Consider the following 13,608-nt stretch of genomic DNA (forward strand, 5'->3'; position numbering starts at 1 on the left):
TTGACAATGCCGGATAGCTGCTCAAACGGGTCTTCAAGCAAAAGCCAAAAGTGTAAACAACACTGTTGATTTCTACAGATAGCCGTCTGCTTTGCATTTCACAATGTTTTTGAACATTTTCAGACGACCTTTGTGCTTCGATTTACAGCCATTGTGCCAAAGATTCGGTATCCAAGTCCCATTGCCAGATGCCGTTGTCCGTGCCGTCCAATCCGCGCAGGAAGAGGTATCGGATGGCGATTTTGGGTAACGGTTTGCCGCGCAGTTTGAAATAGCGGGCTACGGCGATGGCGTAGATGAGCGCTTGCAGGTAGTAGTGGTGGTCTGCTACGGCTTCGTTCATGGCTTGTTGCGTATAAGCTTCGGCGTTGTCGCCCAGATGGTTGGATTTGTAATCGATGATGCACACGAGGTCGTCTGAATCTTGGCAGACCATGTCGATGAAGCCGTTGAGAAAACCTTGTACGTCTTGGAAATCCAATCTTTCTGCGGCTTCGATACATTCCGGCGGCAGTGAACTGTTTTCTCGGGCAAACCAGCGGCGCAGGTCATGGAGTTTGAAGTCTTCGGTGTAGAGGGTGAATCCCATTTCCGGAAGGCGGCGTTCGGGTGGGATTTCAGACAGGCTTTGTGCAGAAAGGCGCGTTTTGCGGCAGGTCTCGAGCATTTGTTTGACGGCATCTGCCCAGAGCAAGTCGAAGCCGTAGCGGGTCAAGGTTTCGGCTATCAGGCTGCTTTGGCTTTCGGTGCTTTGGGCAAAGTCGAATTTTTCCAACATTTCATGCAGGCAGACGCCGGCATTGGCTCCGCGCGGGAAATGGTGGATGTCGGCATTTGGGAGGTCGTCTGAAACGGGGAGGGTGTTTTCAGACGACCTTTCTGTTTCGGCGGCGGTTTCTGCGGGGTCGAGGGCGGGTTGTAATTCTTCGCGCTCGTCGTCTCGGGTTTTGACTTGGCGGCTGAGGCCGGTAAAGCTGGTATGTCGGATAAACTGAAATCCGCGGGCGGGGATAACGGCGGCTTGATAGAGGTCGTCTGAAAGTTGGCGGTTTTGCGCGGCAGCGGGTTGCGGCGCGTCTTCGGAAAAGCTGAAGTCGGTATGTTCGGGGGGATTGTTGAGGAAACGCAGCCAGTTGTTTTTCAGCATTTGTAGCTCGCCTAGGGCTTTGTTTGCTTTGCGCTCTTGGTCATAGGCTTGGCGGGTATCCGCCCGATTGCTGTCGGCGCTGCCTTCAAGCAGGTAGGCGAAAGGGGAATCGGCGGTATCGCCGCAATGGGCGGCATAGAGGACGAGCTGCTCTTCGGCGCGGGTCAGCGCAACGTAAAGCAGGCGCAGGCGTTCTGCCATTTCTTCGTCGGCAAGGTGGATGCGGTCTTCATCGTTAAGTTGCGTTTTGGCAAGCAGTTCCGTGGTGTGGGCGGCGGAGTGGAGGATTTGCCAATCGGCGGGCTTCATGTCTTTCGCGTCCCAAACGAAAGGGCAATAGACCAAAGGATATTGCAAACCTTTGGAGGCATGCATGGTCACGATTTTGACCAGTGCTTCGTCGCTTTCAAGCCGTAAAAGCCCTGATTCGCCGACGGAACGGTCTTGCGCCAGACTGATTTGGTCGTTGAGCCATTGGTGCAGGGCGGCGGGGCTGAGGCTTTGTCCTTCTTCTTCGGAGAGGCATTCTAAAAGCTGATGGAAATTGGTGAGGCCGCGCTCGTCGCCACGTGCAAGCAGTCCGGTTTCGATGCCGTGCAACGAGGAGAAGTATTGCAACGCGGCATAAATCCCGCTTTTCCGCCAAATGGCGACGGATTCGGCGGCGGTGTTTATCCAGTTTAATAATTCGGCTTCGTTGCGGTTGAGTTGATACAGGGCTTGCGCGTCGTAGCCGAACAATGTGCCGGATAAGACGAAGCGTAACGAGCCGATTTGTCCGGGATTTAGCCAGTAATCCAACAGCGCGGCAAGGGCGAGGGCTTCAGGCGTGGTGAAAACCGATTCCCTTGAGAGCAAAACGCTTTGTATGCCGCGCGTTTTCAACGATTTTGCTACCATCACTCCTTCGTTAAACGTCCTGACCAAGACGGCAATGTCGCCCGAAACGACCGGTCTGTCTTTGAATTTCAGACGACCTTCGGCAGCTTCGTTGAGCGTGTGGGCGATTTCGTCGGCGCAATATTCGGAGGCACGGCGGCGCAAGATGTCTTTGTTGAGTACTTCGTCGTCTTTGCCGTTGAGCCAGCGTATCTGTATGGCAGTTTGGGGCGGCGAAAGCCGGCTTTCGGAACGTGCGGCGCCGACTTCGGTATAGTCGATGCCGTCCAAGACGAAAGGGCGGTTTTTGCAGCGGAACAATGCGCCTATGCCGTTAATCAGCTTGGCATGGCTGCGGTAATTGGTCGCGAGCGTGTAGCTGTGTTGCGCGTCGGCTGCGGCTTGCAGATAGGCGTAAATGTCGGCGCCGCGAAAGCTGTAAATCGCTTGTTTCGGGTCGCCGACTAAGAATAAGGGCTTGTTTTGGCTGATAAAGATTTTTCGGAAGATTTCGTATTGCAGCGGGTCGGTGTCTTGAAATTCGTCAATCAATGCGATGCGCCAGTTCTGCGCTACTGCCTGAGCCAGCGAGTCTGCCTGCGGGTTGTCGGTCAATGCGTCATAAACATCAAGCAGTAAATCGTCGAAACCGCGTTCGCGCTTGGATTTTTTCTGCTCGCTCAGACTGGCATTAAGATGGTCGAGTAGGTCGAGGTGGAGCAGGGTAAGCGTCTCTTCTTCGGCTTGCGCGATGGCAGCCGAATCCGCGCCGAGATTCGCCAATATCTGCAAATCGGCAAAGGCGGCAGCATCGGGAGTATTGCCTTTTTTGACTTTGGACGCTAAAGCTTCTACGGCAAACATAGGCAGCTTTTCTGCCGTCGTTTTGCTAAAAGAAGGAAGGGCATTGGATTGAGAGGCGGAGTGGAGTTCGAGAAAGACGGTTTTGAATGTTTTTTCTTGATAGGATTGTCCATTTAATATCGGACGGATGCGCCAGAATGTTTCTTCCAAAGCGTCCAGTTTGGAACGCACTTTTTCCCATGTTTTCCGAAAGTTTTCCTGCGCAGCGACTAAGTCTGCTTCGGGTCGTCTGAAAACCAAATACGGACGGCTGACGAATTTTTGTATTGCCGCCAGCATGGTTTGCGGCGTTTGGCGGCGTTGGAATACCAACTTCGCTAAAACGGGATGATCGACGATGCGGTCGCGCCAAAAATCTTGAGCGGGAATCAGCAGGCGGTCGCGGTTGTCTTCGGTCAACTCAACATCCATAGGCGCGCGGCACAAAAATGCATAATCGCGCAAAATGCGTTGGCAGAAACCGTGAATGGTATAAATCGCGGCGTTGTCAAATTGTCCGATGGCGGCTTTGAGGCGGACAATCAGTCGCGCCCGACTTTCTTGAGCCAATGCCTGTTTGAGCAAGCCGGTCAAAAACACATCACCCAGATGATTATCTCGGCAGTATGTTTCGAGGTCGTCTGAAAGATTGTCTGTATCTTCCACGCTTTCCAAAGCCTGCAATACTTCGTCCAAACGCGCGCGCAAACGGGTTTTCAATTCCGCCGTCGCCGCTTTGGTAAAAGTAACGGTCAAAATGCTTTCGACCGGCATCTGCTCAAGCACGACCAAGCGCGTGAACAACGCTGCAATGCCGTAGGTTTTGCCCGTACCGGCAGAGGCTTCAATCAGATTGGTGCCTGATATGGCGATGCTTAGAGGATCGAAGGCTGGAATGGGGGCGTTGTCGAGCATGATAAAAGGAGGATGAGTTAAGGAATAACAGGATACGGAGATAATTTTGCTCTTGCGCTTTAGATTGGTTCCCAATCTTCACTGTTTAAATCGGCTATATTTTTCGCTATTGCCGAAGCGTTGTTGGATTTGTTGTCCGGCTTGCCGAGACGGACGATATTGTTCTGTCTTACCATCAGGTAATTTTATTCTGTGTATAGAGCCAAAATGCTTGGTATTGGAGCATATAGTGGATTAACTTTAAACCAGTACGGCGTTGCCTCGCCTTAGCTCAAAGAGAACGATTCTCTAAGGTGCTGAAGCACCAAGTGAATCGGTTCCGTACTATCTGTACTGTCTGCGGCTTCGTCGCCTTGTCCTGATTTAAATTTAATCCACTATAACATTGGAATTGAAAAAAAGGTCGTCTGAAGACAGGTATTTTCCTAAACGGAGAAATGATTTTCAGACGACCTTTTTAAGCGGAGGCTTTTTCATCTAACTACGGTTGTTATTTGCCTATACCCGTGCCGCTTCCAATGCCTGCGCCAAGTCGGCAAGCAAATCGTCGATATGCTCGATGCCCACGCTCAGACGTACCATATCGGGACTGACGCCCGCTGCGGCGAGTTCGGTATCGTCAAGCTGGCGGTGGGTAGTGGTGGCGGGATGGGTGGCAAGCGATTTGGCATCGCCGATATTCACCAAGCGCAGGAAGAGTTGCAGTGCATCGATGAATTTTGCACCGGCTTCGCGTCCGCCTTTAATGCCGAAACTCAGCAAACCGGAGGCTTTGCCGCCGTAGTCGCGGTCGATTAAGTTTTTGTACGGGCTGTCAGGCAAGGCAGGGTAGTTTACCCATTCGACCTGCGGGTGTTTCTTTAAGAATTCGGCTACTTTCAAGGCGTTTTCACAATGACGCTCCATACGTAGGGCGAGGGTTTCCAAACCTTGCAGCAGTAAAAATGCGCTGTGCGGCGACAGGGCGGCACCGGTATTGCGCAGCGGGACGACGCGGGCGCGGGCGATGTATGCGGCCGCACCAAAATGCTCGCAGTAGTTTACTCCGTGGTAGGACGGGTCCGGCTGGTTGAAGGTTCGGTCAAAACGCGGATTACCTGCCCATTCGAATTTTCCGCCGTCGATAATGGCACCGCCAATCGTTGTGCCGTGGCCGCCGATATATTTGGTCAGCGATTGGATAACGATGTCGGCACCGTGTTCGATGGGGCGGAACAGCGTGGGCGTAGCGACGGTGTTGTCCACCATCAGTGGCAGCCCTTGAGCGTGTGCGGCTTGGGCAAATGCCTGAATATCGACGACATTGATGGCGGGATTGCCGATGGATTCGCAATACACCAGTTTGGTTCGGCTGTCGGTATTGGCGGCGATTTCTTCGGGTTTGGCAGGATCGATAAAGCGCACTTCTATGCCTTGGCGCGGCAGGCTGTGGGCAAAGAAATTGTATGTGCCGCCGTAGAGGGTTTTGGTTGCGATGATGTTGTCGCCTGCTTCAACTAATGTTTGAACGGCATAGGTAATTGCCGCCATACCGCTGGCAACTGCCAATGCGGCAATGCCTCCTTCCAGACGGGCGACACGTTCTTCCAACACGGCGGTGGTCGGATTCATGATGCGGGTGTAGATATTGCCCGCAACGTCAAGGTTAAACAGGTCTGCGCCATGCTGCGTGTTGTCGAAAGTGTAGGACGTGGTTTGGTAAATCGGGACGGCAGCGGATTTGGTGGTCGGTTCGGATTGATAGCCTGCGTGTAGGGCGATAGTTTCCCGTTTCATATGAATATCCTTGTAGTGAATTAAACATTGATATAGTGGATTAACTTTAAACCAGTACGGCGTTGCCTCGCCTTGCCGTACTATCTGTACTGTCTGCGGCTTCGTCGCCTTGTCCTGATTTAAATTTAATCCACTATAAATAGAGGCCGTCTGAAAAAACATAGATTGTTTTTCAGACGGCCGGTTTCTTGCTTTATTGCGGTGTATTGTCTTCTGTTGTTACGTTTGCCTCGGTAGTGTTTTCTTCACCTGAAGCTGACGCGTCTTCCGGTTCTTCTGCTACCCGCTCGAGGCTGACCAGTTGCTCGCCTTCGTCCAGATTAATCAGGCGAACGCCTGCTGCGGCGCGGCCGGTTTCGCGGATTTGTTCGACTTTGGTGCGGATGAGGACGCCGCCGCTGGTAATCAGCATCAGGTCGTCGGTTTCGCCGACCAAGGTTGCGGCGACCAAATCGCCGTTGCGCTCGCCGGTATTGATGGCGATATTGCCTTGTCCACCTTTGTTTTTGCGGCTGTAATCGGCAATCGGAGTACGCTTGCCGTAGCCGTTGGCGGTGGCGGTCAGCACTTGCAAATCGCTTTGCGCGGCTTCGGGTGCAAAGGTAATCAGGCTGACGATTTTGCCGTCGGCAGGCAGGCGCATACCGCGCAGGCCGCCGCTGCCGCGACCGGACGGACGCACGCCGTGTTTGCCGCTTGGCAGGGCATTTTCGTTGTCGGCGGTTTCGTCTTCGAGGTCATCTGAAATTTCGGTTTCGATGTCGGCATCTTCTGCTTCGTCGTTGCCGGATTTTTCCCAGTATTCGTTGAAGCGGATGGCTTTGCCCAGGTTGGAGAACAGCATGATGTCGTCCGAGCCGCTGGTTTGCGCGGCGCCGACGAGGTAGTCGCCTTCTTTGAGCGCAATAGCTTTGATGCCTTGGCTGCGGACATTTTTAAAGGCTGAAAGCTGGACTTTTTTCACCATGCCTTGTGCGGTGGCGAAGAAGACGTATTGGTCTTCGGGGAATTCGCGCACGGCGAGGATGGCACTGACTTTTTCGCCTTCTTCCAACTGGATGACGTTGTTAATCGGACGGCCGCGGCTGTTGCGACCGCCTTCGGGCAGTTTGTAAACCTTAATCCAGTGGCATTTGCCGAGATTGGTAAAACACATCAAATAGTCATGCGTATTCGCAACAAACAGGGTTTCGATGAAGTCTTCGTCTTTGGTGGCAGCCGCCTGTTTGCCGCGCCCGCCGCGACGCTGCGCCTGATAGTCGGTGGTCGGCTGGGTTTTGATATAGCCGCCGTGGGTCAGGGTAACGACCATTTCGCGTTGCGGAATCAGGTCTTCATCGGCAATGTCGCCGCCGAACGGGTTGATTTCGCTGCGGCGTTCGTCGCCAAAATTGGTTTTGGTTTCTTCCAATTCTTCGCGGATGATTTGGGTGATGCGTTCAGGTTTCGCCAAAATGTCCAAATAGTCGATGATTTTTGCCATAATGTTTTTGTAATCACCGACGATTTCTTCTTGGTCGAGGCCGGTCAGGTTGCGCAGGCTCATACGCAGGATGGCATCGGCCTGGATTTCGCTCAGATAATAGCCTTGTTCCTGCAAGCCGAGATTGGCGGGCAGGCCTTCGGGGCGCGCCATGCGCAGGTCGAGGTCGGTACGGCTCAGCATGTCTTCCACCAAACCGCTGCGCCATGCGCGGGAAAGCAGTTTTTCTTTGGCCTCGGGCGCGTCGACGGATTCTTTGATGAGGCGAATCATCTCGTCGATATTGGACAGGGCAACGGCTTTACCTTCAGCGATATGGCCTTCATGACGCGCTTTTTTCAGGCGGAACAGGGTGCGGCGAGTAACAACTTCGCAACGGTGGCGCAGGAATTCCGCCAGAATCTGTTTCAGGTTCAACAGGCGCGGCTGACCGTCAACCAAGGCAACCATATTGATGCCGAAGCTGTCTTGAAGCTGGGTGAGTTTGTAGAGTTGGTTTAAAACGACTTCGGCGTTTTCGTTGCGTTTCAATTCGATAACGACGCGCATACCGGATTTGTCGGACTCGTCGCGCAGGTCGGATACGCCTTCCAACGTTTTTTCGCGCACCAGTTCGCCGATTTTTTCCACCAGCTTGGCTTTGTTCACCTGATACGGAATTTCGTCGATGATGATGGCTTCGCGTTCGCCGTTTTTGCCTATGGGTTCGATATGGGTTTTACCGCGCATGACGACGCGGCCGCGGCCGGTTTTATAGCCTTCGCGCACGCCGCTCAAGCCGTAGATGGTCGCGCCGGTCGGGAAATCGGGGGCTTGCAGGATGTTGATCAATTCGTCGATTTCGGTTTCGGGTTCATCCAAAAGACGCAAACAGGCATTGATGGTGTCGGTGAGGTTGTGCGGCGGGATGTTGGTCGCCATACCGACGGCAATACCGGACGAGCCGTTGACCAACAGCGCGGGGAAGCGGGTCGGCAACACCAGCGGTTCGTGTTCGCTGCCGTCGTAGTTCGGGCCGAAATTGACGGTTTCTTCTTCGATGTCCGCCAGCATTTCGTGGGCAATTTTCTCCATGCGGATTTCGGTATAACGCATGGCCGCGGCGCCGTCGCCGTCAACCGAACCGAAGTTGCCCTGACCGTCGATTAAGACGTAGCGCATCGAAAAATCCTGCGCCATGCGCACGATAGTGTCGTAAACCGCGACATCACCGTGCGGATGGTATTTACCGATGACGTCGCCGACGATACGCGCCGATTTTTTGTAGGCGGCGTTCCAGTTGTTTTTCAGCTCGTGCATGGCGTAAAGCACACGGCGGTGCACCGGCTTCAAACCGTCGCGCACATCGGGCAGCGCGCGGCCGACAATCACGCTCATGGCGTAATCGAGATAGCTTTTGCGCATTTCGTCTTCAAGGCTGACGGGCAGGGTTTCGAGTGCGAATTTATGGTCGTTGCGGATAGTTGCGTCGGTCATGGTTTTCTTTATTTCGTATGGCAAAAATTAGCTCGGATTTTAGCATAAAAACGGCTTGGACAGGGCGTTTTGCGGCGTAATGAGGCGAATCCGGGCAACTTGCAGAACGATGGTTGTAAAATAGACAAAAGGTCGTCTGAAACTTTTCAGACGACCTTTTGTCTTGAACCGCAGCTGATGCTTAAGCGCGTTTGCGGAATTCGCCGGTACGGGTATCGATTTCGACTTTGTCGCCGTTTTCGATGTAAGACATCACTTGGATTTCAGTGCCGCCGACCAGACGCGCGGTTTTCATCACTTTGCCTGAAGTGTCGCCTTTAACGGCTGGCTCGGTGTACTCGACTTCGCGTACGATGATGGTAGGCAGTTCGACAGAAATGGGGTTGCCTTCGTAGAAGGTTACTTCGCATTGGTCTTCCATGCCGTCAACGATGAATTTCAACGCATCGCCGATGTTGTCGGCTTCGATTTCGTATTGGTTGAATTCTTCGTCCATGAAGACGTACATAGGATCGGCAAAGTAGCTGTAAGTACAGTTTTTGCGGGACAGGATGACGACGTCGAATTTGTCGTCGGCTTTGTAAATGGTTTCGGAAGCGGCACCGGTCAGCAGGTTTTTCAGTTTCATGCTGACTTTGGCGGAAGAGCGGCCGCCTTTGATGTATTCGGTTTTTTGAACGACCATAGGATCGTTGCCGACCATGAATACGTTGCCGGCGCGCAGTTCTTGTGCTGTTTTCATTGTGATTTCCAATCAAATCGGTTGTAAATAAACGCGCTATTTTAGCGTATTTTTTTATGCTTTGAAATAAAGGCAGCGAGTTTTTCAGGGGCGGAAGGCTGCTCGAAAAGATAACGGCTCCATTCCTCCGTGCCTTGCCACCAGTCGTTTTGGTGTTGTTGCAGGGTTTGCCAACATTCGAGGCGTTGTGTTGCGGATAAAGCCTCTCCGCCATTGAGGTCGTCTGAAAGGCGGCGGTGTGCCGATGCGGTTTCGGGCGTGTAGAAACCATGCGCCTTATCCCAAAAGGCGTGGAGTTTGTCGAGATGGACGTTTTCATCTTGCGGGTAGATGTGCCAAAAGAAGGGTTTGCCCGCAAGCTGGGCGCGGACGAAACTGTCTTCGCCGCGGATAACGGCGTAATCGGCGAGGTGCAACAGTTTGTCGAAATCCTGTTGCGGCACGAAAGGGATTTTGACGAGGCGGACTAAGGTCGTCTGAAAAACATCGCCGTCGTTTTGCAGGGCATTTTGCGGAATGACGCCGCTTTGCTTGAGGCTGTCGATAATTTGCGTACCCGCCAATAACAAGGTCAACGGATTGCCTGCCTGTTGCCACATGTCCAGCCACTTTGCCCAAACATCGCTCCGATAGCCGAAAAGCAGCCATTCGGGCGCGTTTTTTTCAGGAAGCATCAGCCGCTGACGCAGGGCTTCGGTATCGAAACGGACGGCATCTCGGTAATCGCGTTCGCGTATCAGCCCGCCGCTTTTTTCGCTAAACCCCATAAACCAAAAATATTTTTGAACACCCTCCTGCGGCGAAGGCATCAAGTGCAGTCTTTCATTGCTTTCTTCCGCGCTCAAATACTCCCAATTCAGCCAAAGCGGTTTGTGCTGGCGGATAATGTGCAACACATTTTCAGGCAGGTCGCAGGCAAAAGTTTCGATGACGACATCGGGAACGGGCGCGGTATCAATGTCCGCCGCTTCGGCATGCCAAGTGCGAATATGAATATCCTGATGAACGCAGGGAACATCGGGCAAATCAGGGCAAAGCGCACGCAAGGCGGACACATCGTCCGTCCACAAATGCACCTGCCAACCGAGTTCATGATGCAAAACACGGGCAAGCCGCAGGGAAACGCCGATGTCGCCGAAATTGTCGATGACGTTGCAAAAAATCCAACAAACAGGAAAAACGTGTGTATTCATAAAAGACTTGAGGTCGTCTGAAATCGGTTTCAGACGACCTTTTCAAAACTAAAACGCGCCGAAATAGTGGAACAAATACACAATCAGCAAAACGATCGGAATAAACAGCAGCATGGTTTGACGTTTCAAATCAAACTCTTGCTTAAGATGATGCTTGATGGTTTCGAAGAGGATGAATTTGAACAAAAACGTCGCTTCGCAGGCAAGGATGATGCCGTTGATTAAGTGCTGAGCCTCGTCTTCAGGCGGATTGACGACGAAAACGGCAAGCGTCGCCAAGGGTATCAGACAGACGACGAGCCAGCGAATGATAAGCGGTTTGGACATGGTGTGTAATCAGTTCAAAATAATTGGAAGAGGGCGGTTATTTATGTCTGATTTCCCAACACTGATGGATTTTCTTGTTGCGGAAATCGTCGGGAACGGATTGTTTGGAAATGTCTTTGACGGCGTATTGTTCCGATACCGAATCGTCCAAGACGAAGCTGCGCAAGTTGTTGGAGAAGTACAAAATGCCGTCTGATGCGAGCAGGTTCATCGCGCCGTCAATTAATTTTTTGTGGTCGCGCTGGATGTCGAGGATGTCGAGCATCTTTTTGCTGTTGGAGAAGCTGGGCGGATCCATGACGATGAGGTCGAACAGTTTGCCTTCAGCAGCGGCGTTTTGCAGGTATTGGAACACGTCGGCGCGGACGATTTGGTGTTGTTCGGGGCTGATGCCGTTGAGTTCGAAATTGCGTTTCGCCCAATCGAGATAAGTATTGGACAAATCGACGGTTTCGCTGGACGCTGCGCCACCGGTGGCTGCATAGACAGTGAAGCTGCCGGTGTAGGAAAACAGGTTGAGGAAGCGTTTGCCCGCTGCGGTTTCGCCGACTTTTTTACGCGTGTTGCGGTGGTCGAGAAAGAGGCCGGTGTCGAGGTATTTGTCGAGATTGACCCAAAACTTGCGGCCGTTTTCGGTGATGACGAAATCGTCACCGGTTTTGCCGGTTTTCTCGTATTGCTGCAAGCCTTTTTGGCGTTCGCGGCGTTTGAGGTGGATTTGTTCGGGCGCAAAACCGGTAACGAAGGCGACGGCTTCCAATACTTCGGCAAGCCATGCTTCGTATTCTTCGGGCTGCATCAGCCAGCCGGTATCGTATTCCTGAAGGTGGATTTGGTCGCTGTAAACATCGACGGCAAAGGGGAATTGGGGGATGTCGCGGTCGTAAATGCGCCAGGCTTTGATGCCGTTGCGTTTCGCCCATTTCATGAGATGTTTGATGTTTTTGCCCATGCGGTTGGCGAAGGGAGTTATGTCGGTCATGGTTTCAGACGGCCTGAATGAGTATTGGGAAAGGTTTGGATTTTAACGCACTTGATGCCTTTTTGCTTGACCGTTATCCATAAAATCGATATTATCCGCCGTTCGCCTTTTTATACGAAGCCATCGTCTTCCAACCTAAACCGCCGTTTCGGGTGCGTTTCTTTTATTGCTTGCTTATTTGCCAAGCCTTTCTGTGCAGGTTGTCGTCGATGTTAACCACAAGCAAGATGCTTGCGACAACCCTGTAACTTCACATTTCCCGTATCGTTACTTTCCTTTGCTTCAGGTCGTCTGAAAACCGTTCAGACGTGCGCGTTGTTGTCTTTTTAGGATAGCCATGTCTATTAAATTTGCCGATTTGAACCTTGATAAAAACATTTTGTCCGCCGTAAGCAGCGAGGGTTACGAAAGTCCGACGCCGATTCAGGCGCAAGCCATTCCGTTTGCTTTGGAAGGCCGCGACATCATGGCTTCGGCGCAAACCGGCTCCGGCAAAACCGCCGCCTTTCTGCTGCCGACTTTGCAGCGGCTGACCAAGCGCAGCGAAAAATCGGGCAAAGGCCCGCGCGCGTTGGTGTTGACGCCGACCCGCGAATTGGCGGCACAAGTCGAGAAAAACGCGCTGGCGTACGCTAAAAATATGCGCTGGTTCCGCACCGTCAGCATCGTCGGCGGAGCATCTTTTGGCTACCAAACCCGCGCCCTGAGCAAGCCGGTTGACCTGATTGTCGCCACTCCGGGCCGTCTGATGGACTTGATGCAAAGCGGCAAAGTCGATTTTGACCGTTTGGAAGTGCTGATTTTGGATGAAGCAGACCGTATGTTGGACATGGGCTTTATCGACGACATCGAAACCATTGTCGAAGCCACTCCGACCGACCGTCAGACTTTATTGTTCTCCGCCACTTGGGACGGTGCAGTCGGCAAACTGGCGCGCAAACTGACGAAAAACCCTGAAGTCGTCGAAGTCGAGCGTGTGGACGACCAAGGCAAAATAGAAGAGCAGTTGCTGTACTGCGACGATATGCGCCACAAAAACCGCCTGCTCGACCACATCCTGCGCGACGCCAACATCGACCAATGCGTGATTTTTACGTCCACCAAAGCCATGACCGAAGTCATCGCCGACGATTTGTACGAAAAAGGTTTCGCCGCCAACTGCCTGCACGGCGACATGCCGCAGGGCTGGCGAAACCGCACGCTGATGGATTTGCGCAAAGGCCGCTGCAAAATTTTGGTTGCCACCGACGTTGCCGCACGCGGTATCGACGTGCCGACCATTACCCACGTTATCAACTACGACCTGCCGAAACAGGCGGAAGACTACGTTCACCGCATCGGCCGTACCGGACGGGCAGGGCGCACGGGTATTGCGATTACCTTTGCCGAAGTGAACGAATACGTCAAAGTGCACAAAATCGAAAAATATATCGACCGTAAGCTGAACGAAGTAACCGTCGAAGGCATGGAGCCGACCCGCAAGCGCAAATCCGCAGGCGGCAAACCGAAAGGCAAAGGCGGCTGGGGCGATAGAAAATCCGGCGGCTGGCGCGGCGATAAGAAACCGGGCAAAGAAGGCTTTGGTGGCAAATCACGCAGCGAAGGTTTCAAAAAAGAAGGATTTAAGAAAGGCGGCGAAGGCTTTAAAGGTAAACGTAAAGCCAACGATTCTTTCGGCTCGAAACCAAGCCGTCCAGCGAAAAGAGGCTGATGCTAAAGTCAAATCAATAGCGGATATTAAGCAGTATTGATACCTCGTTGTCCGACAAAAAAGGTCGGCGGATTCGCATTTGAAGTGCAACTTTCCCTAACAGAAAAAGGCCAGTATGCGGTAGCATACGGCCT

The 13,608-nt window shown here is 52.7% G+C and carries 8 protein-coding genes and 1 pseudogene; 1 reads left to right on the forward strand and 8 read right to left on the reverse strand.

Annotated features, from left to right (window positions below):
- Nucleotides 1-142: 142 nt before the first annotated feature.
- From recB to AC5M9B_RS02115, 8 genes and pseudogenes are all read right to left on the reverse strand, one after another.
- On the reverse strand, nt 143-3,784 hold the full coding sequence (gene recB, locus AC5M9B_RS02080; protein ID WP_487648167.1) for an exodeoxyribonuclease V subunit beta: 3,642 nt from the start codon (nt 3,782-3,784) through the stop codon (nt 143-145).
- A gap of 189 nt (nt 3,785-3,973) precedes the next feature.
- Nucleotides 3,974-4,217, reverse strand: a pseudogene (locus AC5M9B_RS02085) (hypothetical protein); the annotation flags it as partial.
- A 65-nt stretch (nt 4,218-4,282) separates the two neighbouring features.
- Complete coding sequence (locus AC5M9B_RS02090) at nt 4,283-5,560, reverse strand: O-acetylhomoserine aminocarboxypropyltransferase/cysteine synthase family protein (protein ID WP_070613588.1); 1,278 nt, start codon at nt 5,558-5,560, stop codon at nt 4,283-4,285.
- Between the two features lie 193 nt (nt 5,561-5,753).
- Nucleotides 5,754-8,519, reverse strand: coding sequence for a DNA gyrase subunit A (gene gyrA / locus AC5M9B_RS02095; protein ID WP_487648168.1), 2,766 nt, complete (start codon nt 8,517-8,519; stop codon nt 5,754-5,756).
- Nucleotides 8,520-8,700: 181 nt separating this feature from the next.
- Complete coding sequence (efp, locus tag AC5M9B_RS02100) at nt 8,701-9,261, reverse strand: elongation factor P (protein WP_002219406.1); 561 nt, start codon at nt 9,259-9,261, stop codon at nt 8,701-8,703.
- 41 nt (nt 9,262-9,302) lie between these two features.
- On the reverse strand, nt 9,303-10,454 hold the full coding sequence (gene earP, locus AC5M9B_RS02105; RefSeq protein WP_070613586.1) for an elongation factor P maturation arginine rhamnosyltransferase EarP: 1,152 nt from the start codon (nt 10,452-10,454) through the stop codon (nt 9,303-9,305).
- 48 nt (nt 10,455-10,502) lie between these two features.
- Entirely contained in the window at nt 10,503-10,781 is a 279-nt protein-coding gene (locus tag AC5M9B_RS02110; RefSeq protein ID WP_003743234.1) for a hypothetical protein, read from the reverse strand.
- 37 nt (nt 10,782-10,818) lie between these two features.
- Nucleotides 10,819-11,763, reverse strand: a complete 945-nt coding sequence (locus AC5M9B_RS02115; protein WP_487648169.1) for a class I SAM-dependent methyltransferase — start codon at nt 11,761-11,763, stop codon at nt 10,819-10,821.
- Nucleotides 11,764-12,100: 337 nt separating this feature from the next.
- Between AC5M9B_RS02115 and AC5M9B_RS02120 the strand changes: the two genes are divergently transcribed.
- Entirely contained in the window at nt 12,101-13,474 is a 1,374-nt protein-coding gene (locus tag AC5M9B_RS02120) for a DEAD/DEAH box helicase (RefSeq protein WP_070655731.1), read from the forward strand.
- The last annotated feature ends 134 nt before the right edge of the window (nt 13,475-13,608 follow it).

This window comes from Neisseria flava, assembly GCF_982712965.1.

Bases quoted from the DNA above. Each gene is read 5' to 3' on its own strand.
- recB (WP_487648167.1), bottom strand. From the start codon at position 3,784: ATGCTCGACAACGCCCCCATTCCAGCCTTCGATCCTCTAAGCATCGCC.
- AC5M9B_RS02090 (WP_070613588.1), bottom strand. From the start codon at position 5,560: ATGAAACGGGAAACTATCGCCCTACACGCAGGCTATCAATCCGAACCG.
- gyrA (WP_487648168.1), bottom strand. From the start codon at position 8,519: ATGACCGACGCAACTATCCGCAACGACCATAAATTCGCACTCGAAACC.
- efp (WP_002219406.1), bottom strand. From the start codon at position 9,261: ATGAAAACAGCACAAGAACTGCGCGCCGGCAACGTATTCATGGTCGGC.
- earP (WP_070613586.1), bottom strand. From the start codon at position 10,454: ATGAATACACACGTTTTTCCTGTTTGTTGGATTTTTTGCAACGTCATC.
- AC5M9B_RS02110 (WP_003743234.1), bottom strand. From the start codon at position 10,781: ATGTCCAAACCGCTTATCATTCGCTGGCTCGTCGTCTGTCTGATACCC.
- AC5M9B_RS02115 (WP_487648169.1), bottom strand. From the start codon at position 11,763: ATGACCGACATAACTCCCTTCGCCAACCGCATGGGCAAAAACATCAAA.
- AC5M9B_RS02120 (WP_070655731.1), top strand. From the start codon at position 12,101: ATGTCTATTAAATTTGCCGATTTGAACCTTGATAAAAACATTTTGTCC.